26 protein-coding genes and 1 tRNA gene are annotated in these 24,021 nt (G+C 59.6%); 9 read left to right on the plus strand and 18 right to left on the minus strand.

What is annotated here, in order from left to right; translation table 11 throughout:
* Positions 1–60: 60 nt before the first annotated feature.
* The 6 genes from FBZ99_RS14255 to FBZ99_RS14280 all read right to left on the minus strand — a co-directional run bounded on the left by FBZ99_RS14255 (position 61) and on the right by FBZ99_RS14280 (position 5,463).
* The gene (locus FBZ99_RS14255; RefSeq protein WP_145633799.1) at positions 61–1,332 is read right to left on the minus strand and encodes an AAA family ATPase; all 1,272 of its coding nucleotides are present in this window, start codon (positions 1,330–1,332) and stop codon (positions 61–63) included.
* 31 nt (positions 1,333–1,363) lie between these two features.
* Positions 1,364–2,095 (minus strand): CpaD family pilus assembly protein, encoded by a 732-nt coding sequence (locus FBZ99_RS14260; protein WP_145633804.1) that lies wholly within the window; start codon positions 2,093–2,095, stop codon positions 1,364–1,366.
* A gap of 53 nt (positions 2,096–2,148) precedes the next feature.
* Positions 2,149–3,681 carry a type II and III secretion system protein family protein gene (locus tag FBZ99_RS14265; protein ID WP_145633807.1) on the minus strand — a complete coding sequence of 511 codons (1,533 nt, stop codon included), beginning with the start codon at positions 3,679–3,681 and terminating at the stop codon, positions 2,149–2,151.
* A gap of 14 nt (positions 3,682–3,695) precedes the next feature.
* Complete coding sequence (gene cpaB / locus FBZ99_RS14270; protein WP_145633810.1) at positions 3,696–4,511, minus strand: Flp pilus assembly protein CpaB; 816 nt, start codon at positions 4,509–4,511, stop codon at positions 3,696–3,698.
* A gap of 156 nt (positions 4,512–4,667) precedes the next feature.
* Positions 4,668–5,180, minus strand: coding sequence for an A24 family peptidase (locus tag FBZ99_RS14275; protein ID WP_145633813.1), 513 nt, complete (start codon positions 5,178–5,180; stop codon positions 4,668–4,670).
* 97 nt (positions 5,181–5,277) lie between these two features.
* The gene (locus FBZ99_RS14280) at positions 5,278–5,463 is read right to left on the minus strand and encodes a Flp family type IVb pilin (protein ID WP_113351451.1); all 186 of its coding nucleotides are present in this window, start codon (positions 5,461–5,463) and stop codon (positions 5,278–5,280) included.
* A 403-nt stretch (positions 5,464–5,866) separates the two neighbouring features.
* Between FBZ99_RS14280 and FBZ99_RS14285 the strand changes: the two genes are divergently transcribed.
* The 7 genes from FBZ99_RS14285 to FBZ99_RS14315 all read left to right on the plus strand — a co-directional run bounded on the left by FBZ99_RS14285 (position 5,867) and on the right by FBZ99_RS14315 (position 11,373).
* Entirely contained in the window at positions 5,867–6,295 is a 429-nt protein-coding gene (locus FBZ99_RS14285; RefSeq protein WP_113420610.1) for a pilus assembly protein N-terminal domain-containing protein, read from the plus strand.
* Between the two features lie 154 nt (positions 6,296–6,449).
* Positions 6,450–7,070, plus strand: coding sequence for a TadE/TadG family type IV pilus assembly protein (locus FBZ99_RS14290; protein WP_113391022.1), 621 nt, complete (start codon positions 6,450–6,452; stop codon positions 7,068–7,070).
* A 14-nt stretch (positions 7,071–7,084) separates the two neighbouring features.
* A complete protein-coding gene (locus FBZ99_RS14295; protein WP_113391040.1) occupies positions 7,085–7,657 on the plus strand; it encodes a TadE/TadG family type IV pilus assembly protein in 573 nt (190 codons plus the stop codon).
* A 128-nt stretch (positions 7,658–7,785) separates the two neighbouring features.
* Positions 7,786–9,006, plus strand: coding sequence for a phosphopentomutase (locus FBZ99_RS14300; RefSeq protein ID WP_145633815.1), 1,221 nt, complete (start codon positions 7,786–7,788; stop codon positions 9,004–9,006).
* Positions 9,003–9,983: an adenosine deaminase gene (locus FBZ99_RS14305; protein WP_145633819.1), complete on the plus strand. Its 981-nt coding sequence runs from the start codon at positions 9,003–9,005 to the stop codon at positions 9,981–9,983. Before FBZ99_RS14300 ends, FBZ99_RS14305 begins: the two co-directional genes overlap by 4 nt.
* Before the next feature lie 109 nt (positions 9,984–10,092).
* Positions 10,093–10,722 carry a uracil phosphoribosyltransferase gene (gene upp, locus FBZ99_RS14310; RefSeq protein ID WP_015338410.1) on the plus strand — a complete coding sequence of 210 codons (630 nt, stop codon included), beginning with the start codon at positions 10,093–10,095 and terminating at the stop codon, positions 10,720–10,722.
* 126 nt (positions 10,723–10,848) lie between these two features.
* The gene (locus FBZ99_RS14315) at positions 10,849–11,373 is read left to right on the plus strand and encodes a TIGR02281 family clan AA aspartic protease (protein WP_113420611.1); all 525 of its coding nucleotides are present in this window, start codon (positions 10,849–10,851) and stop codon (positions 11,371–11,373) included.
* A 47-nt stretch (positions 11,374–11,420) separates the two neighbouring features.
* On the opposite strand, the gene deoA is transcribed toward FBZ99_RS14315, so the two are convergent.
* The 9 genes from deoA to FBZ99_RS14360 form a co-directional block, all read right to left on the minus strand.
* The gene (deoA, locus tag FBZ99_RS14320) at positions 11,421–12,728 is read right to left on the minus strand and encodes a thymidine phosphorylase (protein WP_145633822.1); all 1,308 of its coding nucleotides are present in this window, start codon (positions 12,726–12,728) and stop codon (positions 11,421–11,423) included.
* 3 nt (positions 12,729–12,731) lie between these two features.
* Complete coding sequence (gene deoC / locus FBZ99_RS14325) at positions 12,732–13,505, minus strand: deoxyribose-phosphate aldolase (protein WP_113391017.1); 774 nt, start codon at positions 13,503–13,505, stop codon at positions 12,732–12,734.
* A complete protein-coding gene (locus FBZ99_RS14330; protein ID WP_145633824.1) occupies positions 13,502–14,308 on the minus strand; it encodes a purine-nucleoside phosphorylase in 807 nt (268 codons plus the stop codon). Before FBZ99_RS14330 ends, deoC begins: the two co-directional genes overlap by 4 nt.
* On the minus strand, positions 14,305–14,697 hold the full coding sequence (locus tag FBZ99_RS14335; protein ID WP_069610963.1) for a cytidine deaminase: 393 nt from the start codon (positions 14,695–14,697) through the stop codon (positions 14,305–14,307). Before FBZ99_RS14335 ends, FBZ99_RS14330 begins: the two co-directional genes overlap by 4 nt.
* A gap of 4 nt (positions 14,698–14,701) precedes the next feature.
* Positions 14,702–15,673, minus strand: a complete 972-nt coding sequence (locus FBZ99_RS14340; protein ID WP_145633827.1) for an ABC transporter permease — start codon at positions 15,671–15,673, stop codon at positions 14,702–14,704.
* Positions 15,674–15,683: 10 nt separating this feature from the next.
* Positions 15,684–16,787, minus strand: coding sequence for an ABC transporter permease (locus tag FBZ99_RS14345; protein ID WP_113330623.1), 1,104 nt, complete (start codon positions 16,785–16,787; stop codon positions 15,684–15,686).
* Between the two features lie 7 nt (positions 16,788–16,794).
* On the minus strand, positions 16,795–18,306 hold the full coding sequence (locus tag FBZ99_RS14350) for an ABC transporter ATP-binding protein (protein WP_113391014.1): 1,512 nt from the start codon (positions 18,304–18,306) through the stop codon (positions 16,795–16,797).
* 80 nt (positions 18,307–18,386) lie between these two features.
* On the minus strand, positions 18,387–19,382 hold the full coding sequence (locus FBZ99_RS14355; RefSeq protein WP_113391013.1) for a BMP family lipoprotein: 996 nt from the start codon (positions 19,380–19,382) through the stop codon (positions 18,387–18,389).
* 370 nt (positions 19,383–19,752) lie between these two features.
* Positions 19,753–20,070 carry a hypothetical protein gene (locus FBZ99_RS14360; RefSeq protein ID WP_075856392.1) on the minus strand — a complete coding sequence of 106 codons (318 nt, stop codon included), beginning with the start codon at positions 20,068–20,070 and terminating at the stop codon, positions 19,753–19,755.
* A 233-nt stretch (positions 20,071–20,303) separates the two neighbouring features.
* Between FBZ99_RS14360 and FBZ99_RS14365 the strand changes: the two genes are divergently transcribed.
* Positions 20,304–20,393 (plus strand) — tRNA-Ser (locus tag FBZ99_RS14365).
* 26 nt (positions 20,394–20,419) lie between these two features.
* On the opposite strand, the gene FBZ99_RS14370 is transcribed toward FBZ99_RS14365, so the two are convergent.
* Genes FBZ99_RS14370 through FBZ99_RS14380 form a run of 3 tightly spaced genes read right to left on the minus strand, consistent with a single transcriptional unit; the run spans position 20,420 to position 23,148 of the window.
* Positions 20,420–20,998, minus strand: a complete 579-nt coding sequence (locus tag FBZ99_RS14370; protein ID WP_145633830.1) for a TetR/AcrR family transcriptional regulator — start codon at positions 20,996–20,998, stop codon at positions 20,420–20,422.
* The gene (locus tag FBZ99_RS14375) at positions 20,995–21,531 is read right to left on the minus strand and encodes a dihydrofolate reductase family protein (RefSeq protein WP_113391011.1); all 537 of its coding nucleotides are present in this window, start codon (positions 21,529–21,531) and stop codon (positions 20,995–20,997) included. The genes FBZ99_RS14370 and FBZ99_RS14375 overlap by 4 nt, the downstream gene beginning before the upstream one ends.
* Before the next feature lie 30 nt (positions 21,532–21,561).
* A complete protein-coding gene (locus tag FBZ99_RS14380; RefSeq protein ID WP_145633833.1) occupies positions 21,562–23,148 on the minus strand; it encodes an FAD-dependent monooxygenase in 1,587 nt (528 codons plus the stop codon).
* A 219-nt stretch (positions 23,149–23,367) separates the two neighbouring features.
* On the opposite strand from FBZ99_RS14380, the gene FBZ99_RS14385 reads away from it, so the two are divergent.
* Entirely contained in the window at positions 23,368–23,994 is a 627-nt protein-coding gene (locus tag FBZ99_RS14385; protein ID WP_145323330.1) for a TetR/AcrR family transcriptional regulator, read from the plus strand.
* Positions 23,995–24,021: the final 27 nt, after the last annotated feature.

Consider the following 24,021-nt stretch of genomic DNA (forward strand, 5'->3'; position numbering starts at 1 on the left):
ACTGCTGCTGCATGGCTTTCATGAAAGATCTGTTTTCGGAATCCATGCGAAATCATGAGGTTACTTCCGCTTTAAAAGACCAAGCAAACCGCCCTTTCTTGCCTTCTTCAAAGCAACACGCCCGGTGACGATGTGCGATATCTGCGAGAAAGTTTCCGCAATCGGCGACTTGGGATCAGTCTCGGAGATCATCTGTCCGCTGTTGGCGGCATTGCCGAACAGGTTGATGTCAAAGGGTATGATGGCGATCGGGTCGGTCTCCAGCGGCGCGCAGAATTCCGAAGGATTGATCTCCGGGCGCTTCGGCATGCCGACCTGATTGAGAATGAGGTGCGGTGCCTTATCGTTCGGCCGCAGCTTGCGCAGAGCGTCGATCAGGTTCTTGGCGTTGCGCAGATTGGCAAGATCGGGTGCGGCACAGATGACGACCTCGTCTACCGCGCCAAGCACCGAACGCGTCCATTCGGTCCAGACATGCGGCACGTCGAGAACCGCCACCGGCGCGCTGCGCTGGAGAACGTCGAGCACCGGCAGGAATGCCTGCCCTTCGAAATCATAGGCGCGATCCAGCATCGAGGGTGCCGCCAGCAGCGACAGATGCTGAGAGCATTTGGTCAGCAAGCGATCGAGGAAGACCTCGTCGAGGCGCTCCGGAGCATAAACGGCTTCCGCGATACCCTGCGCGGGATCCTGGTCAAAATCGATATTGGCGGTGCCGTAGGGCAGATCGAGATCGGCGAGAATGGTTTCGGTCGAGAAGAGGCTGGAGATGCCGAAGGCGCAATTATGGGCGATGGTGGATGCGCCCACCCCACCCTTGGCACCGATGAAGGCAATACTGCGGCCGAGCGGTTCGGCATCGGGGTCGATGAATATCGATGCCACCGCCGTCATCAGATCGATCATATCGGTCGGCTGTACGATATATTCTGAGATACCGTTGCGGATGAGTTCGCGGTAAAGACCGATGTCGTTGTGATAGCCGACGATGATGACCTTGGTGCTCGGATCGCAGACGGCGGCGAGCGGCTCGAGTTCCGCCAGGAGGCCGCGCGGGTTGGCGCGCGTCTCCAGAATGATCAGGTTCGGGGTCGGCGCCGAGGCGAACATGTTCGCCGCAGCCGCCACACCGCCGCTGGTGATCCGCAGGCTGACCTTGGACATGCGCCGATCGTTGGCGCACTGATCCATCACCTGCTGCAGCTGCTCGCTTTCGCAAAAGGCATGTATGGAAATACGCGGCAGCGGCCGCAGACTGTCGAGATTGCCCGAGCGCGAAGCTTCCTCCGCTTCCGAGGCAGTCGAGCCGATATCGTATTCGATGGCGTTCATGATCTCATCCCGTGGCGCCAGCCTCTTGCGTTCAATTTCCGCTACCGAAGCCGCCGACCGTCGCCGTGCTGGTCGGGGTTGAGCCGCTGCGATAATCGCTGATGACCTTGCTGCGCTGATCGGCATCGATCGGCGTCATCGCGCGCGGCGAAATCAAATCGGTCGGATTGGCGATCTGCGCTGCCAGATTGTGCTGGGTCGCACAGCCGAAATTATAATAGTTCTGATTGTCGAATGCGTTGTCGGAAAGGTCGTCCGGCCACTGGCCGCAGGCGTTGGTGGCCGCCGTCGTTGCGGTAAAGCGCAGGCGGATCGGCGCAGCATCGCCCGGGCCGCCCGCCGGGTAATAGCTGTTGACGATTCGCGCCGACGGAATGCCGTTCGTGACCAGCTCCCGACGGATTTGCGAGTTGAGCGCCGATGCGGCAAAGGCATTTGGCGATTGCCGCGGCGACAGGATTTCCACCGTGCCGCTTGCATGGGCGCGATAATCCTGAACGAAACCGCGAACCGTATCGCGCATGCCTGTTGTCAGGTGCCGGTCACTGGCCGCGACCGGTATATCGACGCTATGCTCCTTTTCGGTGAGCACGATGGGATGCCGTTGGCGATAGTCATCCCTGATGGCGCTCGTCGTCATGCCATCTGGGGAGCCGGCGCAACTGCTGACGGCCGATATCAGCGCCAATGTCGAGAGGATCAGCATCAATCTTGAAAAACGAGGCCGGGCACCACCGGGTGTATTGCGTTCGAGGCTGGCCATCTCTTGCTCTCTCGTTGACCTCGTTGAAAAGGCTGGCGTCATGGTCCTGCTCCTCACTTGTAGATGAAACCGACTGTGCCGTGGAAATCGGCATCGGCGACCGGCGGACCATCCTTGCGGCCGTAGATCTTGTTGACACGGTTCATGAAGAAGACACCGGCATCGTTCGTCGGAGAAAAATTGTCGTCGGGGCGGGCAAGCTTGTCGCGTGCTACGGGGCGCACGAGATAGGGTGTCGCGATAATCACAAGCTCGCTCTCATCCCGCTGGAAGCTCTTCTGACGGAACAGGGCACCCAGGATCGGAATCTTCGAGGCACCCGGCGTTCCCGAGGTCGTCTGCTGCACGTTATCGCTCAGCAAGCCGGCAAGAGCGATCGATCCCCCGGATGGCAGCTCGACCGAAGTATTGGCGGCCCGTTGGTTGTAGGTCGGGGTGGATGACGATGCGACCGGTTCCGAGACCTGGGTCTGCACATGCAGGCTGATGCGGCCACCGGCCAGGACCACAGGCGTGAAGGCCAGCGTGATACCATAGGTATAGGGCGTAATCGTCGTGTTGCCGTCCTTGTCGGTCGTGGAATAGAGCGTCTGACCACCGGAATTGAAGGTAGCAGCCTGTCCGGAAATGGCGGTCAATGTCGGCTCCGCCAAGGTGCGCACGGCACCTGCCTGTTCGAGAGCATTCAGATAGGTGCTGATATTGTATTTGCCGAGCGCGTATTTGAAGAGTGTCGAGATACCACCCGCGCCGGTAGCGTTTGTGGGATCGCCGTTTACTCCCAGGAAGTTCGTGGTTCCGCTGTTTCCGATATTGCCGAGTTGAGCGACGCCCAGGCCGGAGGAATTGCTGACCAGGTTGTCGAAACCAATCTGCTTCAGGACGCTGCGCTTGATTTCGGCGACGGTCACCTTGAGCGTCACCTGATCCTCGCCTTCGATCTGCAGCATGTTGACGATCTGCGAAGTCTGCCGCCCTTCGGCGAAAATGGCGACTGCGTTGTTGTCGCCGCTGCCGGAGGCAGTCTGGTTTCGTGTCGTCGCTTCGCCTCCCTTGAGGAAGGCTTGGGCGAGCTGCTGTGCGCGGATCGAATCCTGGGGCGTGCGCACGATGCCAGTGAGGACGATGTTGTCGGAGATGATCTCGACGTTGATATCGGAGTCCGGGATGAAGCGCTTGATATTATCCTGCAGGCCAGCAATATCGCGCTCGATCTGGAGATCGAGGCTGACGATCTCCTTGCCGTCGGCGCCGAAGATGAAGATGTTGGTCTGGCCGACCGTCTTGCCGAAAAGGTAGATGCGGCGCGAGGTCCGCGTCACCGCATCGGCCATCTTGGGATCGGACACAAGGATGTCATGGGCGTCGGCCGGCAGATCGACGACAAGCGCCTTGTTGAGACCAAGCTTCAAAGTGCGCTTGGTGCCGAGGCCGGCTATTGTGACGATACTGTCCGAGCCGCCTGCAAAAGCTGTGGGCGTGCGCAGAAAGGCCGGAACATCTACCAAGGGCAGGCCGGCAAAGGCAACCGAGAAGGAGAGGCTTACGGCAAGGGGGAGGCTGGCTTTCTTGCTTGTCTTTAACATGGTCTCGCCCCTTCTCATTGCGGTTTCGGCCCGCTGGGGCCGTCGGTCACGATCGCTCCCGATTTGATGACCTGGATCATGCTGCCACCATTGTCCCCGGCCAGCAGATAATCGGCGGCCGTCGTATCGGGTTGCTGCGCGTCGGCAACGGAGCGCAGTGCCAGCGTCAGGCGGTCGGCCATCTGATGCGCGACCGCCAGGACCTTCGTCTGGTCCGGCGTCAGCTCCAGCGTCGCGGTTGCCCCAACGACAGCCTTGCTTCCGTCCTGCTTTTCCTCGATTTGCTGATCGACCGCCAGAACGCGAACGTTGCTGAGCACGGTTTCGGTGACGAGCTGCTGCTGCGAACCCTTGCGCACCATGATGACATCGACGCGGTCATTCGGAAGGATGAAACCGCCTGCGCCGGTGGCGACGGAAATCTCGGTGGCGACGGCGCGCTTGCCCGCCGGTAGCAACGAAGAAAGGATACGGCTGTTGGAATCGGCGATCTTTTCCTCGCGGATCGGCTCGCCCTCGAATATCGGCAGGCGAACAACGGCACCGGTCAGATCTTTCAGCGCATTAGGGCGCTCGCGTTCAGTGATGAGACCTTTGACGATGCCGCTTTCGGGCCAGGGCATCCAATGGATCGATTGCTCGTTCAGACGCGAACCGACGGGCAGATTGGCACCGGCAACGAGGACATTGATCGTCGCCTCCTTCTCCACCACTGCCGCAATCTGCTGGGGAACGATATCGCGCGAACCAGCCAGGCGCATCGCGAGCAGACCGGCCATCCCGGCCGCGACGGCTGCCACTGCGAGTATCATTATGCGAGCGGGTTTCATGGTCATTCCTTGAGGAACAGGATTCTTCGCCCTGCAGAATGACCGATAATTGGTGTAATTATGGTTAATGGCTGGTTACATTTATTGTTATTTAACCATGATTACTTAGCGTATATTAGAAAATGTATATGTGCGAGTTTGTTTTTACTAGTCGACTCAAGCCAAGGCGCGCGTCGCCACAATCAACACCGGTGAAGATGGAAAGGCGAGAATGCCAGCAATCGCGATCGCGATGCCGTAAGGAATTTTCTTCGCGATCACCAGAGAGTTCGGCAGAGGAAGACCAATGGCCAAAATCGTGTTGGCCTGCGAGCGGAGCAAGATGATCAAAACCGTCAACGCCCCACCGATAAAGGCTACGTAGATCAAGAACTCTAGGAGGGATGCATCAAAGCCGAACCAAAGCGCGGCCGCGGCCAGGAGCTTGGCGTCACCGCCGCCCATGACATTTAATGCGAACAGTGCGAAGCAGGCGAGGAAGACGGCGATGGCACCGGCGAAATGAATACCGATTTCCGCAAACGACAAGCCGAAGATCTGCGCGAGTACCAGAAATGCGAGTGCGAGTGCCAGTGAAACGCGATTGGGGATCGTCATCGTCAGAAGATCGGAGATCGCCGCGATCGACATGCAGAGCGGAAATATTAACAATGTTGAAGCTTCAATCATTGAAGATACATCGCCTGTTGCGAAAGTAAAAACATCGAAAACCGCTCACTATACCGAGCGGTTTTCGCCAAGAATCTGCACTAAATATATACTGGGCTTATTTGTTGACCGCAGCAGCATTAGTCATGTGGTTCGAGATATTCTGAAAGGTGGTGTTCAATGTACTACCGAGGGTCGTCGCGCCGGTGATGATGGCGACCGAGATCAGGGCGGCGATCAGGCCGTATTCAATTGCGGTCGCGCCGGATTCATCCTTCAGGAAACGCGAAAAAAGCTTGGACATAAGTTTAACTCCACTTTGTTGACAGCACGTCCGCCAACTGTTGCCGTTGATCGGATGAGTTGCACGGTAGCTGTGCGCCGTTTCCATCGCTTTAAAGAATTAGGTTAATGTGCAGTAAATACAAAAGCGAAAATAGAATAGTTAATGTGACTTGCATGTTCTTCTGTACGTTTTTAAAGAAAATCTTCAGCCAAATAGAAATTATTAGATGTATGAATATTAGTACGATATACGATTCGTCTCGAATTAATACACGATCTGCGGAAGAAGGCGACGAGGAGGGTCCGCATGGGACATCTGCGCCATAATTACATGATAGAAGGCGAGCTTAATCGTTCATTCACCATTCTTTCTCATTCTATCGGGAAATTCTTTTCACTATCGCTTTCCAAGAGGCCAAGCCATGCCAATCGGCGGCAGAACAGCATTCCTTGCCTGCATTATTGCCGTGGCCGGCATGATGCCGCAGCTTTCCCACGCTGCCGGAGAAAGCATGCTGCGCGTCTATATGGATCACGCGCGCGTATTGAAGCTGGACCGCCCTGTCAGCAAGGTCATCGTCGGCAATTCGCAAGTCGCCGATGCAACGGTGGCCGATCCGAAAACCATCGTACTGACCGGCCGCAGCTTCGGGACGACGAATATCATCCTGCTCGATACCGACGGCAATGCCATCGTGGACGAGCAGATCCTGGTATCGATCGACGAAGGCAATACGGTCCGTGTCTTCCGCCAGACGGATCGCGCCGTGCTGTCGTGCACGCCCAATTGCGAACAGCATGCCCAGCAGAACAATACGACGACGACCCCAACGGCTGCAGCCGGACAATAGAAACATTCGATAACTCAAATATTCGAAAGTACTTTCAAAGAATTGAGCAGCAAACGATAATCCTTGTTTCCTCTAAATATGAAGAGAGAAGAGAAACGGATTATCAAGAAAGCAATTCTAGTGTCCTCCGCGTGTAAATCGCCGCGGACTTCCCATGACGCCAGATAATACCCCTCACGCCAATACAGGCCGCGCACGTCGCAGTGCCCGAAGCAGCTTGCGTGAATTGGTGCGTTCTCGGGACGGGACAGCAGCGATCGAATTTGCCTTGCTTGCGATCCCCTATTTTCTGATCGTCTTTGCCATTATCGAGACCTTCGTCGCCTTTACCGCGGAGCAAGTCGTCTCAAACGCCGTCGATACTCTGTCGCGCCAGATCCGGACCGGACAGATTACGGCAGCCAATACAACTTCGCAGCAGTTCCGGCAGGCATTCTGCAATCAGATTTCCGTGCTCATTACCTGCTCCTCCACCGAAGTACAGACGCCGGCAAGCCTCTATCTCGATGTGGAGAGCTATTCGAGTTTTGCGTCCATGCCGACGACAATCCCCCGCAAGTCGTCGACCGATCCTTATTCCGATCTGAGCACCACGGGATTCACTTTTACGCCCGGGGGCGCCAAGTCGCTGAACATGGTGCGCGCCTATTATCGCTGGCAGATCATAACGGATCTACTGCGCCCCTATCTTACCAACGTGCATCCAACCGACGGCTCGGCGTCGGTCTATCTCATCGTCGCAACCGCAGCCTTCCAGAACGAGAATTATCCGTGAGCGGCCTCAAGAGCATGATCGGGAAAGAAAGTACGCGCTTTAGCGTACTGAGACGCTTCGCTCGCAACAAAGATGGCGTCGGCGCGATCGAATTCGCCATTCTTTTTCCCGTATTGCTGATGCTTTATCTCGGTGCATTCGAGCTTACCGTCGGCCTCAATGCCTCGAAACGTGCCAGCCGTTCTGCAGGTTCGATCGCGGACATCGTCTCGCAGCAGCCGTCTGTCACCAAGTCCGTGCTTGCGGGCATGCCTTCCGTTGCCGGTGCGATCTTCGCACCCTATAGCACGACGGGCCTGACGCTGAAGATCACCGGCATTGCGATCGACACGGCCGGCAAGGCGACCGTCGCCTGGTCCTGGGCGCAGGACGGAACCAGACCGTATACACCAGGCTCCACGGTCACGGTGCCGGCCAACATGAACCAGGCGAGCACATTCCTCGTCCGTAGCGAGCTTGCCCTGCCCTATCAGCTCCTCAGCTTCGGTGCCAATTTCCTGCCAAGCGGCACAAACCAGATCACCATCAGCCGGCAATATTATTACCGGCAGCGCGTCGGCACTTCGATCAGCTGCAGCGATTGCTGAAAACGCCGAGGAAAGGCGCCTGACGGGTGCTTCCAAACGGAAAATTGCCAAGTCGATGCCTCCGTTATATGGGTGACGTCCAATAGCCCGGAAGACCTGCCGGGTGACGGCATTCTATCGGGTGATCTATGGCGCGCGCCTTTCTCTTCGTTCTGGATTCTTTCGGTGTAGGCGGCGGCCCGGATGCGGCGAGCTATGGTGACGAAGGCGCCGATACGCTTGGCCATATCGCCGAGTTCTGCGCCGCTGGCGCGGCCGATCGCGAGGGCCTGCGTCAGGGTCCGTTGACATTGCCGATCATGTCCGGTCTCGGCCTGCTGGAGATCGCCAAGGCGGCGACGGGCAATTATCCCGCCGGCATGCCTATGCCGGAAAAACTCTACGGCCTTTATGGCTGCGCCAATGAAGTTTCCCGCGGCAAGGATACACCATCCGGTCATTGGGAGATCGCCGGTACGCCGGTCATGTTCGACTGGGGTTACTTTCCGGCAGAGGGCGATGCCTTTCCGCCGGAGCTGGTGAAGGCCATCTGCGAAGCCGCCGATCTGCTAGGGATTCTCGGCAATTGCCATGCATCCGGCACGGATATCATCGCCAAGCTTGGCGAAGAGCACATCCGTAGCGGCAAGCCGATCTGCTACACCTCGTCGGACTCCGTCTTCCAGATTGCAGCACACGAACAGCATTTCGGGCTCGATCGGCTGATCGGCCTCTGCAAGATCGTGCGCACCCTGCTCGATTCTCACAATATCGGCCGCGTCATTGCCCGCCCCTTCGTCGGCGAGACCGCAGCGACCTTCGAGCGGACCGGAAACCGCCGAGATTTCTCCGTGCTGCCGCCAGAGCCGACGCTGCTCGATCGTCTCGTCAAGGCAGAGCGCACGGTGCATGCCGTCGGCAAGATCGGCGATATCTTCGCCCATCAGGGCATTTCAAGGGTCATCAAGGCCAATGGCAACATGGCTCTGATGGATGCGACGCTGAAGGCCATGGACGAAGCCGAGGATGGTGATCTGGTTTTCACCAATTTCGTCGATTTCGACATGGTCTATGGTCACCGCCGCGACGTGCCGGGTTATGCCGCAGCACTCGAGGCATTCGACGCGCGGCTGCCTGAAGTGCACAAGAAGCTGAAGGCGGGCGATCTTGTCATCCTGACCGCCGATCACGGCTGCGACCCGACCTGGCGCGGCACGGATCACACGCGCGAGCGCGTGCCCGTTATGGCTTACGGGCCAGGCATTCGATCCCGTTCCATCGGCGTCCGTCAGACCTATGCGGATATCGGCGAGACGGTTGCGAAACATCTGGGAATCGCGGCAGGGCCGCACGGGAGGAGCTTCCTTTGACATCGCATTTGAAGAAAGTGGAACTGCATTGCCATCTGGAAGGCGCAGCTCCACCGGCATTGACGCTCGCACAAGCAGAGAAATACGGGGTCGACACCAGCGCCTTCCTCAAGGACGGTGTTTACCTCTGGAAGGATTTTGCCGAGTTCCTCCTTTGCTACGACAAAGTTTCCGAGGTCTACCGCACCGAGGAGGACTATGCGCTGCTGACGGGAACCTACCTGGAAGAGCTTGCCGGTATCGGCACGATCTATAGCGAGCTCATCGTCTCGCCCGACCATGGCGATCGCATCGGCCTCGGCGCCGACGCCTATATGGCAGGCGTTTCCGCCGGGATCCGTGCCGCCAAGGCAAAGACCGGCATCGAGGCTCGGCTGATCGTAACCGGCGAACGCCATTTCGGCCCGGATCGCGTGGTGAAGGCGGCGGAATATGCCGCCAAGAGCGACAATCCCTTGATCACCGGTTTCAACATGGCCGGCGAAGAGCGCATGGGCCGAGTCGCCGATTACGCCCGCGCCTTCGATATCGCCCGCGAGGCGGGCCTCGGCATTACCATCCATGCCGGGGAGGTCTGCGGCGCATTCAGCGTCGCCGACGCGGTGGATCTGGTGCGCCCGCAGCGTATCGGCCATGGCGTGCGCGCCATTGAGGATATGGATCTCGTCAAGCGCCTTGCCGATCTGGGCACCGTGCTGGAAGTGTGCCCCGGCTCCAACGTCGCGCTCAACGTCTTCCCGGATTTCCAGTCGCACCCACTGCGCACGCTGCGCGACGCCGGCGTGAAGGTGACGATCAGCTCCGACGACCCGCCCTTCTTTCACACCTCGCTGAAGCGCGAATACGAACTGGCGTCGTCAGCCTTCGGCTTTAGCGACGACGAGATCGATGCCATGACCCGCACGGCGATCGAGGCGGCGTTCGTAGACGAGGCGACGCGGGCGACGCTGCTGGCGAAGCTCCAAATGCACAGTTAAGGCCCCATATTGGGGATGAAATCTCCAAAAGTGGCCTATTTTCTTGCACCAGAGGCGATTTCCGTGGAAGAACCATCTCATATCGCGGAATTACTGGAAGGCTGAAACCATGGACGGCGTCACTGTCATCGATCACCCGCTTGTGCAGCACAAGCTCACAATCATGCGCAAGAAGGACACGTCGACGGGAAGCTTCCGCCGGCTGCTGCGCGAGATTTCGACACTGCTCTGTTACGAAGTGACGCGCGACCTCGAACTGACCATCGAGACCATCGAGACGCCGCTGCAGCCGATGGATGCGCCGATCCTCGAGGGCAAGAAGCTGGTCTTCGCCTCGATCCTGCGCGCCGGAAACGGCCTGCTCGAGGGCATGCTCGACCTGGTGCCTTCAGCCCGCGTCTCGCACATCGGCGTCTACCGCGATCACGAAACGCTGCAGCCGGTCGAATATTACTTCAAGGCGCCCGAGGATATCTCAGAGCGCTTGATCATCGTCGTCGATCCGATGCTGGCAACAGGCAATTCCTCTATTGCCGCGATCGAGAAGCTGAAGGAGCGAGGCGCGCACAATATCCGCTTCCTGTGCCTGCTGGCGGCTCCCGAAGGCATCGCCAATTTCCGCAAGGCGCATCCGGATGTGCCGGTCTTCACGGCCGCCATCGACAGCCATCTCAACGAGAAGGGCTATATCGTGCCCGGTCTCGGCGATGCCGGCGACCGTATGTACGGCACGAAGTAAATCCGCTCTAATACTTTTCAGGGAGCCCGGCAGTTATTCAACTGTCGGGCTTTTTATTGATTGCATTAGCGTCCTTTCAGCACACTTGGCCTATAGATGGCATGGCCCGCAGGAGGGGCCTTGCCGATGCTCGTTCGTGTTCTTGCCTTTGCCGGTGTCATCGCCGTTGCGGCGACCCAGGTGCCGATGCTGGTAAGCAGCTATAGCGAACATGCCGCGAAACCCGCACCGGTCGAAGCGGTTTCGCTTGCTCCACCGAAGGCGGAAGCTCCCGTTTCCTATGGCAGCGTTCAGCTGCGCGCCAATGCGGGCGGTCACTATGAAGGCGATTTCACCATCAACGGCCGCGCCGTGCACGGGATGATCGATACCGGCGCGACCTATGTGGCAATGAACGAGAGCACGGCGCGCAGCCTCGGCTTCAGCGGCGTCGATCTCGACTATCGCTACACGGCCCAGACCGCGAATGGCGCTTCCAAAGTCGCCTACATCAAACTCGATCGTCTGGAAATCGGGACGATCCGCGTTCGCAATGTCGATGCCGTGGTGGCGAAGGATAGTGCGCTCAGCACGACGCTGATCGGTATGAGCTTCATGAAGAAGCTGAACTCTTTCGGGGTTCAGAACGGCAATTTGCTGCTGAAGCAGTAAGACAATCCACCTCACGGGCGCCGCTTACGCCTATCTGGCTGCGTCCGTCAGATCCTGCCGAGGATGACGGGCGACAAAGCCGGCGCCGCCTCCATAAGGCGATAGTTGGCCGAAAGATCGGCCACTGCCTTCTCCGCGCTTGCCTCGTCCGCCGCGTGTACGGTGGCGATGCGGTCACCTTTGCTCACCTTCGTGCCGAGCGGCAGGATGTCGCTAAAGCCGACGCGATGATCGATCCTGTCCTGCGGACGACGGCGACCGCCGCCGAGATCGATGACGCTCATGCCGATCCCGCGCGCATCGCAGGCGCCAAGCCAGCCATCGGCAGCAGCCAGAACCGGCTTCTGCACCGGTACGCTCACCAGATAGTGCTCCGGACGCTCAAGCAGATCGACCGGACCGCCAAGGCCATGCACCATGCGGCCGAATATCTCTGCCGCCTTGCCGGATGCCAAAGCCTCGCGCGCCCTGCCCTCCGCCTCGGCAGCGTTCGCAGCAATGCCGGCCTGAACGAGCATTTCGGATGCAAAGGCAAGGACGACCGTTTCGAGCCGCGTGCCCGCCTTGTTGCCCTTCAGGAAATCCAGACAGTTACGAAGCTCGACGACGTTGCCAGCGGCATCGGCCAAAGGCTGGTTCATGTCAGTGATCAGAGCCGAAGTCTTGACCCCACCGCCATTCGCCACCTCCACCAGCGAACGCGCCAGCGTCTCCGCTTCCTCAAGCGAAGTCATGAAGGCGCCGCTGCCGATCTTGACGTCGAGCACCAGCGTTTCCAGCCCGGCCGCCAGTTTCTTCGACAGGATGGACGCGGTAATCAATGGTACGGAATCGACGGTCGCAGTGACATCGCGCACCGCATAGAGTTTGCCGTCCGCGGGGGCCAGCGCGCCGGTCTGGCCGATGATGGCACAGCCGACTTCTTCGACTACCTTGCGGAAACGGGCCGCATCCGGCGTGATCCCGTAGCCGGGGATGGATTCCAGCTTGTCGAGCGTGCCGCCAGTATGGCCGAGACCGCGGCCGGAAATCATCGGCACGGCGAGGCCGCAGGCGGCCGCAATGGGCGCCAGCATCAGCGAGACATTGTCGCCGACACCGCCGGTCGAATGCTTGTCGGCAATCGGCCTGCCGATGCCATCCCAGGAGAGCGTATCGCCGGAGCGGGCCATGGCGAGCGTCAGCGCCACCGTCTCCTCGCGCGTCATGCCGCGAAACCAGACGGCCATGGCAAAGGCGCCGATCTGGCTTTCGGCCAGTTCGCCACGCCCCAATGCGCCGATAAACGCATCGATATCGGCGGCCGAGAGGGTGGCGCCGTTACGCTTCCGGCGGATGATCTCCTGCGGGATCATGGATCAGTAGCCTGACGAGGCCGTCTTGGACTCGCCGCCAGCCAGCACGTTCAGAATATCGTCGAGCAAGCTCGACGCACCGAAACGGAAGGTCGAAGGCATGGCCCAATCTGGTGCCATGATGGTCTCGGCAAGGCTCAGATAAAGCGCCGCATCGGAAACGGAGCCGATGCCGCCGGCAGGCTTGAAGCCGACCTTGCGACCGCTGGCGCGGATGGCCCGCAGCATGATGTCGGCAGCCTCGAGCGTCGCGTTGACAGCAACCTTGCCGGTGGACGTCTTGATGAAATCGGAGCCGGCGTCGATCGCAAGTTCCGACGCGCGCCGGATCAGCGCGGTATCCTTGATTTCGCCGGTTTCGAGGATGGTCTTCAAAAGCACCGGGCCTTTGCATTCTGCCCGCACGGCGGCGACCATATCGGTGACGGCCTGTTCATTGCCGGCCAGGAAGGTACGATAAGGAATGACCAGATCGATCTCGTCGGCGCCATCGGCAATCGCTTCGCGCGCTTCGGCGGCCACATCGGCCACCTCCATATCGCCGCCGGGGAAATTCACCACGGTCGCGATCTTCACGGCATGATCGGTGCCGAGAATGCCGCGCGCCTGCGCGACGAAGCGCGGCCAGATGCAGATGGCGGCCGTATTGCCATAGGGGGATTGCGCGCGGGCGCACAGCGCCTCGATCTGCGCCGGCGTGCAGTCATCCTTGAGATTGGTCAGGTCGAGAAGGGAAAGCGCAACGGCTGCCGTTTCTCTCAGGGAATGGCCCGTCATTCTGGGTCTCCTTCATCCGCGATCATTTCTTTCAGGATAGCGGCGAGGCGTGCGCCGCCGACCGGAGCCATGTCTTTCGTCTCTTCATGCGAGAGTTCTCCGCCGGTCATGCCAGCACCATAGTTAGTGATGACGGAGGCAGCGGCAACCCTCAAACCGAAAAGACGCGCCAGGATGACTTCCGGCACCGTCGACATGCCGACAGCATCGGCGCCAAGGATGCGCGCCATGCGGATCTCTGCCGGCGTTTCAAAGCTCGGGCCGGAAAACCACATATAGACGCCGTGCGAAAGCTTGATCTCGGCCTTTTCCGCCGCCTTGCGCATGCGCATGATGAGGTCGATGTCATAGGCGCTCGTCATGCCGACGAAGCGCCTGTCGCTTTCCTCGCCGATCAGCGGGTTCATGCCGGAATAGTTGATGTGATCGGTGATCTGCATCACCGATCCCGGCGGCATCTCTTCCCGCAGCGATCCGGCCGAGTTCGTCAGGATCAGCGTGTCGACGCCAAGCGCCTTCAGGGTTTCGATCGGCTCGCGCATGGCATTGGCGTCGCCCTTTTCGTAATAATGCACACGACCCGAGAGCATGATGACCGGGACATCGCCGAGCTTGCCTGCGACCAGCGTGCCGGCATGGCCTGAAACTGCGCTGACCGGGAAGCCGGGCAGGTCGGCATAGGGGATGCGCAACGCCTCCTTGACCTCATCCACGAGGGAGCCGAGGCCGGAGCCCAGGATGATGCCATAGCGCGGCTTCAATTCGCCGAGCTTCTCGGTGAGGATATCGACGGCCGCGCTCATCCGAGCACCTCCGTTTCGAAGCTGAAGGGCAGCATTTCGTCCATGGTCATGGTCTTCCTCACGCCGGTTTCGTCGCAAAGATAGATGCGCGTCTCCTTGCTGGCAAATTCGGCGATCTTCTGCCGGCAGCCGCCGCAAGGCGGGCAGAGCGGCAGTTTCTCGGCGATGACCGCGATCTCGACGATCTTCTTGGCGCCGCCCATGATCATCTGGCCGATCGCTGTCGGTTCGGCGCACCAGCCCTGAGGGAAGGAGAGATTTTCGATATTGGCGCCAGTATAGATCTTGCCGTCCTCGGCGCGGATCGCCGCGCCGACCGGGAATTTCGAATAGGGAGCATGCGCGAACGCCATCGCGCCACGCGCGGCCTCGAACAGATCATGTGACATGGGTTTAGCGCTCCTTGGTATAGGGCACGCCACCGGCCTTCGGAGGCTTGGCGACGCCGATAAAGCCTGCAAGCAGGATGCAGGTGAGGATATAGGGCAGCGCCTGGAAAATCTGTACCGGCACCTCGCCAATGCCCGGAACTGCCTTGCCCTGCATGAAATTGGCGAAGGCATCGAGAAAGCCGAACAGGAGGCAGGTAAACATTACCGGCACCGGTTTCCATTTTGCGAAGATCAGTGCGGCGAGAGCGATATAGCCCTTGCCCGCCGACATGTTGTTGATGAAGGCCGCCGACTGGGCAATGGCGAGATAGGTGCCGGAGAAGCCGCAGAGAATGCCGGCAACGATCAGGGAGCGATAGCGCAGCCATTCGACCGAGATGCCGGCGGTATCGACCGCGCCCGGATTTTCACCGACCGCACGCAGCCGCAGACCAAAGCGGGTGCGATAGAGGATCCACCAGGAGATCGGCACCGTGAGGAAGGCGAGATAGGTCAAGATATTGTTGCCCGAGATGACGTTGGCGTAGAGCGGCCCGATGAATGGAACGTCACGAATGGCATCGGCGCCCGGCAGAGTGATGCCCGAAAAACGGGCGGTGGCAGGCAAAGTCGGTGTACGGCCACCCTGACCGAACCAGGCTTGACCGAGAACGATGGTCAGGCCGGCCATCAGGAAGTTGATCGCGACGCCCGAGACGATCTGGTTGCCGCGATTGGTGATCGAGGCGAAGCCGTGCAGCAGACCGACGAGGACGGAGACGAGAACACCGGCGCCAAGACCGGCCCACGGCGAGCCGCTGATCGAGGCGACGCAGGCGGCAGCGAAGGCCGAAGCCAGCATCTTGCCTTCAAGGCCGATATCGAAGATGCCGGCGCGCTCGGAAAACAGGCCCGCCAGCGCTGTGAAAATCAACGGAATCGACAGGCGGATGGTCGAGCCCAATATGCTGATGAGAAGATCATAATAATCCATCGTCCGATCCTCACGTCCTGGCGAATGTCTGGTAGATGCGCACAAGCGCAGGTCGGAACATATATTCGAGCGCACCGGCAAACAGAATGACGAGACCCTGGATCACCACGATCATGTCGCGCGTGATGTTCGGCATGTCGAAAGAGAGCGCATCGCCACCCTGATAGAGAATGCCGAACAGGATCGCCGCCACGATGATGCCCAGTGGATGATTGCGACCCATCAGCGACACGGCAATGCCAACGAAGCCTGCACCGAGCACGAATTCCACCTGCAGACGCGCGGAAGCGCCCATGACGGGGTTAAGCGCCATCATGCCGGCAAGGCCACCGGAAAGCAGCATGGCGATGATGACCGTTCGGGCATAGGGAATGCCGGCATAGACCGCAGCGGTGGGGCTGAGGCCGAGCGTGCGCATTTCATAGCCGAGCTTGGTGCGCCAGATGAGCACCCAGACGAGGAAGCACATGACCAGCGCGATCAGAAAGGAGACGTTGAGCGGCGCAGCACCGATGGTCGAGCCGAACAGATCCATCAACCAGCCGAGCTTCGGCAGCTGGCCGCCCTCCAGAAAGGTGCGGGTCTCGGGAGCCATCTTGCCGGGCACAATCAGCACATGCACCAGCAGGAAGTTCATCATCGCCGAAGCGATGAAGTTGAACATGATCGTCGTGATGACGACGTGGCTGCCGCGCTTGGCCTGAAGCCAGGCCGGGATGAAGGCCCAGAGCGCTCCGAAAATCGCCGCACCGATAACCGCAAAGGGCATGGTCACGTACCAGGGCACGTAGCGGTCAAGTGTCAGCGCCACGAGGGCACAGCCGAGACCGCCGAGATAGGCCTGACCTTCCGAGCCGATATTGAACAGGCCGGCATGGATGGCGACGGCGACCGAAAGGCCGGTGAAGATGAAGCTCGTCGCATAATACAGCGTGAAGCCAATGCCTTCGCCGCTGCCGAGAGCGCCCTGCAGCAGCAGCACGAGCGCATCGAGCGGGCTCTCGCCGATGAACCAGACGACGAGGCCGGAAATCAGGAAGGCAACAATCAGGTTGAGAAGAGGGATCAGGCCGTAGGTGATCCAGTTCGGGAGCGGAACGGAAGCCGTGCTCATATACGCCTCACGCGGCAATGCCGGCCATCATCAGGCCGAGTGTTTGTTCACCGGCCTCAGCCGACTTTTCACCGACGATGTGGCCGGCGAACATGACGAGGATACGGTCCGAAAGCGCACGGATCTCATCCAGCTCCACCGACACCAGCAGGATCGCCTTGCCGGCGTCGCGCATCTCGATGATGCGGCGATGGATGAATTCGATGGCGCCGATATCGACGCCCCGCGTCGGCTGGCCGATCAGCAGCGCCTTCGGGTCGCGCTCGATCTCGCGGGCAACGACGATCTTCTGCTGGTTGCCGCCGGAGAAATTGGCTGTTTTCAGCCGCGCGTTCGGCGGGCGGATATCGTATTTCTCAATCTTCTCGATGGCATCCTTGCGCATGGCATCGAGATCGAGCATGCCGCCGCGCCCGTATTTGCGGTCGCGGTGATAGCCGAGCATGGAATTCTCATATTCCTCGAACTTGAGGACGAGGCCCATGTGATGGCGATCTTCCGGAATATGGGCAAGGCCAAGGTCACGGAGTGCTGCAGGATCGGCATTGCCGATCGGCTTGCCGTGCAGAAGGATCTCGCCCGAAGCCGGCTTGCGGATTCCGGCGATGGCCTCAAGCAATTCCGACTGGCCGTTGCCAGCGACGCCGGCGATGCCGACGATCTCGCCGGCGCGGACATCGAAGGAGACATTGTCGACCATGGTGACGCCACGGCCGTCCTTGACGGTAAGATTGCGCACCGAAAGCAGGATTTCGCCCGGATTGGGAGCGCCCTTCTCCACACGCAACAGCACGCGGCGTCCGACCATCAACTCGGCCAATTCCTCGACGGTGGTTTCCGCCGTCTTGCGGGTGGCAACCATTTCGCCGCGGCGCATGACCGATACCGTATCGGTGATCGCCATGATTTCGCGCAGCTTATGGGTGATGAGGATGATCGTCTTGCCCTGGTCGCGTAGCACGCGAAGGATGCGGAAGAGATTGTCGGCTTCGGCCGGCGTCAGAACGCCGGTAGGTTCGTCGAGAATGAGGATCTCGGCGCCGCGATACATCGCCTTCAGGATTTCGACGCGCTGCTGCTGGCCGACGGGAAGTTCCTCGATCAAGGCGTCCGGATCGACTTCCAGGCCGTAATCCTTCTCCAGCCGGTTGAGCTCGGCGCGCGCGGCAGCGACGCCCTTGGCGAGAAGTGCGCCGCCTTCGGCGCCCAGCATCACGTTTTCAAGGACGGTAAAATTGTCGACCAGCATGAAATGCTGGTGCACCATGCCGATACCGGCTGCGATCGCCGTCTGGCTGTCGCGAATGGCGATCGGGTTGCCGTTGATGCGGATCTCGCCGCTATCAGCATGATAGAAGCCGTAGATGATCGACATCAGAGTCGATTTCCCGGCACCGTTTTCGCCGATGATCCCGTGGATCGAGCCCTTGGCGACGGTCAGGTTGATATCTTTATTGGCGTGGACAGCACCGAACTTCTTGTCGATGCCCACGAGCTCGATGGCGGAGATTTGGTTCACTATAGGGGCTCCAGAAACCGGTTTCCGGATAAGAAAAGGGCGTATGACGTTTTTGCTCCGTCATACGCCCTTATTTCATATCAGTTTTTCGGGCAGGCGTTGTCGGTCAGATAGTCGTGGACCTTGATGGTGCCAGCGACGATATCGGTCCGCGCCTTGTCGACCGCAGTCTGCATTTCCGGAGTGACGAGCGGCTTGTTGTTGTCGTCCATGGCAACGGTGACGCCGTCTTCCTTCAGGCCCAGTTCCTGGGTGCCGGCCGTGAACTTGCCGTTCTTGGCATCGCTGAAGGCATTGTAGACTGCGAGGTCGACGCGCTTGACGACGGAGGTCAGAACGGAACCCGGATGCAGGTAGTTCTGGTTCGAGTCAACGCCGATCGAGAGCTTCTTGTTGTCAGCAGCCGTCTGCAGCACGCCGAGGCCGGTGGCACCGGCAGCCGCGTAAACCACGTCCGCGCCCTGGTCGATCTGGTTCTTGGTGAGCTCGCCGCCGCGAACCGGATCGTTCCAGGCAGCACCGGTCGTGCCGGTCATGTTCTGGAAGACTTCGATCTTCGGATTGGTGGCGCGTGCGCCAAGCTCATAGCCGCATTCGAACTTGCGGATCAGCGGAATGTCCATGCCGCCGACGAAACCGATCTTGCCGGACTTCGATGCAATGGCAGCCATGACGCCGGCGAGGTAGGAACCTTCGTTTTCCTTGAACTTGACGGAGCGGACGTTCGGCAGATCGAGGCTATCGTCGATCAGAACGAATTCGGTCTTCGGATATTCAGCAGCAACCTTCTGCAGCGCGGAGGTCCAGGCGAAAGAAACAGCGATAACAGGATTGAAACCCTTGCTGGCGAAGTTGCGCAGCGCCTGTTCGCCCTGGGTGTCGCCCGTCGGCTCGAAGTCGCGGTAAGCGATGCCGGTTTCCTTCTTGAACTTTTCAGCGCCGTTATAGGCAGCTTCGTTGAAGGACTTATCGAACTTGCCGCCGGTTCCGTAGACGATTGCCGGCTTGATATCGGCCGCAAGCGCCGTTGCCGACATGGCAGCCAGGGCGAAAAGGGTCAAAAGGGATTTTTTCATGTGGTGCAGCCCTATTGTTTCTATCTTGTTGGGTCCTCCCGCAAGCCCGTTGATCGGGCAAGTCTGCGGAACTGCCGGCCTCCCCCGAGGCCAAGCTGGCGCGCATCCTTGCATGGCTGCACGAAAAATTCACGAGAAATTTTTCAGTTGGTAAAGATTTGTGGGAATTGGTGAAAACCCATCCAAACGACCCGTTTTTTAAACAATTTCGGGCCAAAACTGCAATTTTATTGGTCAGAACAGCTGCCGCTCAGCTCTCCGCAACCGCCAGTTCTGCAGCTCGCCGCATTGCGATGGAGCCACCGCCAATTCCTTCCGACGCCATTCAATTCCCTGAATGGCACAGGCCGAAAGTCACACGCCGAACCCCTCACGCGCTGAAGCGGCCGGCTGCAGGCTGGCGCTTGTAGGCGACCATCCACAGCAACAGGGAAATCACCAGGAAGACGGCGAAGGCCGGCTGAAACAGCAGCCATTGCATCGCCATGTCATAGAAACGGGGATGGACGTAATAGGCGATCGCCGAGCGGAGGCTTGCGAGCGACGAAGGGCTGACATCATTCCACGCATCGCCCATCGGGGTCATGACCACGGCGGAAGCCGCAACGGATTGTATGGAATCGATGGTGCCGGCGATCACAGCCACCACCAGCGCGACAAGGCTGGCAAAACGCAACAGGAAACGCATAAACTCCTCCCGATACTTACTATGTTCAGCCTTCGCGGGCCGACCGGTCTTATGCCGCCTCATCTATTTCATTAGATAAGTTGCGTGCAAAATAAGCGCAATGGGGAGGAGATGCAGAGTTTTGCGCCAACAAGTCAAAAATCTGTCAGATTCGGGTTGATTGCCAGAAATTCATCGGTATATATCGCGGCCGTTCCGACGATTTGCTTCCTGACCGGGTGCGAAACGCCAAAGGACAGGTGGCCGAGTGGTTTAAGGCGCACGCCTGGAACGCGTGTGTACGTGAAAGCGTACCGAGGGTTCGAATCCCTCCCTGTCCGCCATTTTCATCCACTCTCTCCCGCTTGCATTACGCCTCCAGGCAATCCAACAGCTCAGAGATCGCTCGTTGATAGTTCGCCTGCTCCACATCGGCTGGTGTCGACTGGAAACCATCGCCCTCACTTTCTATGGCGACGGCAAGGGCTGCACCATGGGTGTAATCGACCAGAATATGCACCCACAGCAGCGCGCGCGATGGGGAAAGGCCAAGCTCCTCCAACAGATCCGTCAGGCTCTCCGTGATCCGCCTTGCATGGTCGGGGAACACGGCAGGCCGGTTGAAGATGGCAAGCGTCAGACCGGGATGGCGCAGCACCTTTGCCCGGTACGCTCCCAGCAGGCCCTCTATCCGCGACCGAACCGTTCCTTCCGGAGGCATGGCAACATCGGCATAGACGCTCTCCGCCAATGCCTTGATCAATCCGTCCCGATCCTGGAAATGATGATAGATCGTCATCGGGTTGACGTTCGCACGCATAGCGACTGCGCGCATCGTCAGATTTTCAAAACCCTCGTCATCAAGCAGAGCCAAGGCCTCTGAAAGGATCCTTGCCGGCGACACGCTGTTCTCGTCGGCACGCGGCCTGCCTCGGCTTCGCTTGGTCATGGTGCAATTGTGTAGGTCGATTGTACCAGCCCGGAGGGAAACGGGCGAGTACTTACATGCGTGAGATTGATGTCGCGCGAGACCGGGCCGAACAGCGGGCGGCCGCTGCCGAGCAGTATGGGAACGCGGGTGATCACCAGATCGCTGATCAAGCCTTCCCGAAGGAAAGACTGGATGATCCGTCCGCCGTCCACATAGACATGGCGGCAGCCTTCCGCTTCGAGCATGGCCATAGCCTGCTGCGGCGACTTCCGCGTGAAACGGACTTTGCCGGCCAACTCAGCCGGAACCGGCTGCTCCGCCAAATCGGCCGAAAGGACGAGCACCGGGCGCGTATAGAACCACGGCTTCATGTCGCGGACCGCCTCGAAGGTGCCGCGGCCCATGATGATGGCGTCGATGTCCCTGATGAAATCATTGTAGCCATGGTCTTCGCCGGACGCGTCATACTCGAGCAACCACTCGATGCCGCCGTCATCGCGAGCGATGAACCCGTCCAGGCTGGCTGCAATAAAAACGTGACCAGTGATCATTTCGCACCTCCATATTTATACATTGTATAATTATGGCTTGCTAGCGCTGTCAAGGATGGCTGATGCAAGGTTTCGCTGAGAGCCGCCGATGCGTCCCGGTTCGCCGAACCATCGCAACGCCGCTTCGGCAGCGGCATCCATGTCAGGCTCTGCCTCGCAGACCCAGGCAACGACGCCATCGGGCCGCACGAGCAAGGCGCTCAAGCCAAGCCGATCCCTGGCGTCGCTGGCGATATAGGTAATCCGGTCGCTCCAGCGGCTTGCAAGCGCTTCAAGGGAAGCACGAGCATCGAAATCCAGAAGCAGGCCCTTGCCCGTCCTGAGGAGATTGCCGAGCTTTGTCCCATCGGCGAGCTCAAAATCGGGAGCGCTGCGGCCGATGAGCGGATGGCTCCCGCCAAGTTCATAGCGGAGAGAAACGCCCCAGACGCGCTCGGCGAAATAGGTGGCGCCGTCGCGCGTCTCGATCAGATCGCGGATGATGGCTTCGAGCGCGCGAGAACTCCGGCTTGGCCGCATGATTGCGACTTGCGCGCGTGACCAATCAAGCACCTGCGCACCAACGGGATGCCGTTCGCTGGAATAGGTATCGAGCAGGCCGTCCGGCGCATCCCCACGGATCGTGGCGGCAAGCTTCCATCCAAGATTCATCGCATCGCCAAGTCCAAGGTTGAGCCCTTGGCCGCCCAAGGGGGAATGGATGTGCGCGGCATCGCCGGCAAGCAGAATGCGTCCCCTGCGATAGCTGGTTGCCTGATAGGCGCGGTCCGTCCATGTGGTGGCAAGCTTGAGCGCCGTTAGAGTGACATCGGTGACGGAGATGCGCCGCAGCACCGCCTGCACATGGTCGAGCGTGATCGGCTGGGTCCGGTGGAAAGCGCCGCCATCGAAGTCGACCATCGTGATCGTCCCGGGAGGCGCATAGGTGTACATGCCCGTCGCCGTGTAATGGCGGCCGGGACGAAGCTTGTCCGGGTCCACCATCTCGATTTCGGCGGAATAGCCGGTGAATTCGGGATCGGTGCCGACGAATTCGAAGCCGCCGGCCTTGCGGACAGTGCTGCGGCCGCCGTCACAGCCAACGAGCCAGCGCCCGCCAAAGGTCTCGCCTCCGGCGCGAACGATAACAGCTTCATCCGACTGTTCGAAGCTCTCGACACCGAAGCCGCGCCTGATCTCGACGCCCATGGCCTCCGCACGCGCCGCAAGGACAGCTTCGAAGCTTTCCATCTCCACCATCAAGCTGGTGCCGGCCGAGCTTGGCAGACGATAGAGCCACTTGGACGTGTCGATATTGTCGTAAAAGAACTGGATGCCGGCAAAATGGCCGCCTGGGCGGCGCGACTGGTGCATCCAGTGTGCGGCCAGTGAAGCGCGATCGCCCGAGCCGTCTTTGGCAGGTTTGGGCGCGGCAATATCATCCAGCAGACCGCGACGATAGAAGGCTTCGATGGTTGGCGAGGAAAGGCCGCGCATGCCGAAGGGAAGGCGCTTCAAGGGCGAGCGCCGATCCTCAGCCTGCTCCAGCACCGATACGGAGAGACCGGCGAGACGCAGCTCGCAGGCGAGAAACAAACCGACGGGTCCGCCGCCGGCAATCAGAACATCATAAATCAAGGCAGAACTCCTCAGGCGAACAGCGCCGCAAGGGCGTCAGACATTCCGGCTTCGGCCCATCTCAGCCGGCGCGAGTCGCTGAAAAACGTCCACGCCATTCGGGTGGCGACGTTTCCAGTCACGGGAACAGTCATAAAACCTGTGCCAATTTCACCGATTTCGTGATTGCAATGCAATTTTTACACTCGGTATAAATTTACTTATGGTATAAATATCGTCATGTCAAACCAAATCAAACTCCGGGACCGCAAGAAGGAGATGACGCGCCAAGCGATCTCCAACGTCGCGACACGCCTGTTTGTCGAACATGGCTTCGACAAAGTCTCCGTCGCCGATATCGCCTACGAGGCTGATGTCGCCAGGAAGACGGTGTTCAACTACTTCCGCCGCAAGGAGGATCTGGTCTTCGATCGCGAAGACGAAATACGGGAGTTGGTCCGGCAAGCGCTCGCCGATCGCGGCCGAGAGCCACCAGTCCGCGCGTTCCAGGCGCTGATGCGGGACCTAGAGGAAACGCAGCATCCTCTGTTTAGGATTACGGAACGCCCCATCCAATTCTGGCGCATGGTGGCGGAGAGCCCGACGCTGACGGCATATGCACGCGGGCTGCAGGTGACGCTTGCTGATGATCTCTCGAGAATGCTCTCCGACGCGGCGGGCCGGCCGCGCTCCGATGCGGATGCACATCTTGCAGGCGCAATGCTGATGGCGACGCTGGTGACCGCCTATGGCGAGGCGCTGCGCGTCTTTCGGGAAAAAGGAGATCCTCAAGCCGCTCTGCTTGGTGTCATGGAGCGGGGCTTTGCCGGTGTCGACGCCGCTCTTGCCGGGACGCCGTATGTCTGACTTTGAAGCTTTCTGGATCGCAGCCTG

It is taken from the genome of Rhizobium sp. ERR 1071 (assembly GCF_007828675.1).
Classification (GTDB): Bacteria; Pseudomonadota; Alphaproteobacteria; order Rhizobiales; family Rhizobiaceae; genus Rhizobium; species Rhizobium dioscoreae.

Coding starts and splice junctions, on each gene's coding strand:
- FBZ99_RS14255 (WP_145633799.1), bottom strand. CDS start 1,332: ATGAACGCCATCGAATACGATATCGGCTCGACTGCCTCGGAAGCGGAG.
- FBZ99_RS14260 (WP_145633804.1), bottom strand. CDS start 2,095: ATGGCCAGCCTCGAACGCAATACACCCGGTGGTGCCCGGCCTCGTTTT.
- FBZ99_RS14265 (WP_145633807.1), bottom strand. CDS start 3,681: ATGTTAAAGACAAGCAAGAAAGCCAGCCTCCCCCTTGCCGTAAGCCTC.
- cpaB (WP_145633810.1), bottom strand. CDS start 4,511: ATGAAACCCGCTCGCATAATGATACTCGCAGTGGCAGCCGTCGCGGCC.
- FBZ99_RS14275 (WP_145633813.1), bottom strand. CDS start 5,180: ATGATTGAAGCTTCAACATTGTTAATATTTCCGCTCTGCATGTCGATC.
- FBZ99_RS14280 (WP_113351451.1), bottom strand. CDS start 5,463: ATGTCCAAGCTTTTTTCGCGTTTCCTGAAGGATGAATCCGGCGCGACC.
- FBZ99_RS14285 (WP_113420610.1), top strand. CDS start 5,867: ATGCCAATCGGCGGCAGAACAGCATTCCTTGCCTGCATTATTGCCGTG.
- FBZ99_RS14290 (WP_113391022.1), top strand. CDS start 6,450: ATGACGCCAGATAATACCCCTCACGCCAATACAGGCCGCGCACGTCGC.
- FBZ99_RS14295 (WP_113391040.1), top strand. CDS start 7,085: ATGATCGGGAAAGAAAGTACGCGCTTTAGCGTACTGAGACGCTTCGCT.
- FBZ99_RS14300 (WP_145633815.1), top strand. CDS start 7,786: ATGGCGCGCGCCTTTCTCTTCGTTCTGGATTCTTTCGGTGTAGGCGGC.
- upp (WP_015338410.1), top strand. CDS start 10,093: ATGGACGGCGTCACTGTCATCGATCACCCGCTTGTGCAGCACAAGCTC.
- FBZ99_RS14315 (WP_113420611.1), top strand. CDS start 10,849: ATGCTCGTTCGTGTTCTTGCCTTTGCCGGTGTCATCGCCGTTGCGGCG.
- deoA (WP_145633822.1), bottom strand. CDS start 12,728: ATGATCCCGCAGGAGATCATCCGCCGGAAGCGTAACGGCGCCACCCTC.
- deoC (WP_113391017.1), bottom strand. CDS start 13,505: ATGACGGGCCATTCCCTGAGAGAAACGGCAGCCGTTGCGCTTTCCCTT.
- FBZ99_RS14330 (WP_145633824.1), bottom strand. CDS start 14,308: ATGAGCGCGGCCGTCGATATCCTCACCGAGAAGCTCGGCGAATTGAAG.
- FBZ99_RS14335 (WP_069610963.1), bottom strand. CDS start 14,697: ATGTCACATGATCTGTTCGAGGCCGCGCGTGGCGCGATGGCGTTCGCG.
- FBZ99_RS14340 (WP_145633827.1), bottom strand. CDS start 15,673: ATGGATTATTATGATCTTCTCATCAGCATATTGGGCTCGACCATCCGC.
- FBZ99_RS14345 (WP_113330623.1), bottom strand. CDS start 16,787: ATGAGCACGGCTTCCGTTCCGCTCCCGAACTGGATCACCTACGGCCTG.
- FBZ99_RS14355 (WP_113391013.1), bottom strand. CDS start 19,382: ATGAAAAAATCCCTTTTGACCCTTTTCGCCCTGGCTGCCATGTCGGCA.
- FBZ99_RS14360 (WP_075856392.1), bottom strand. CDS start 20,070: ATGCGTTTCCTGTTGCGTTTTGCCAGCCTTGTCGCGCTGGTGGTGGCT.
- FBZ99_RS14370 (WP_145633830.1), bottom strand. CDS start 20,998: ATGACCAAGCGAAGCCGAGGCAGGCCGCGTGCCGACGAGAACAGCGTG.
- FBZ99_RS14375 (WP_113391011.1), bottom strand. CDS start 21,531: ATGATCACTGGTCACGTTTTTATTGCAGCCAGCCTGGACGGGTTCATC.
- FBZ99_RS14385 (WP_145323330.1), top strand. CDS start 23,368: ATGTCAAACCAAATCAAACTCCGGGACCGCAAGAAGGAGATGACGCGC.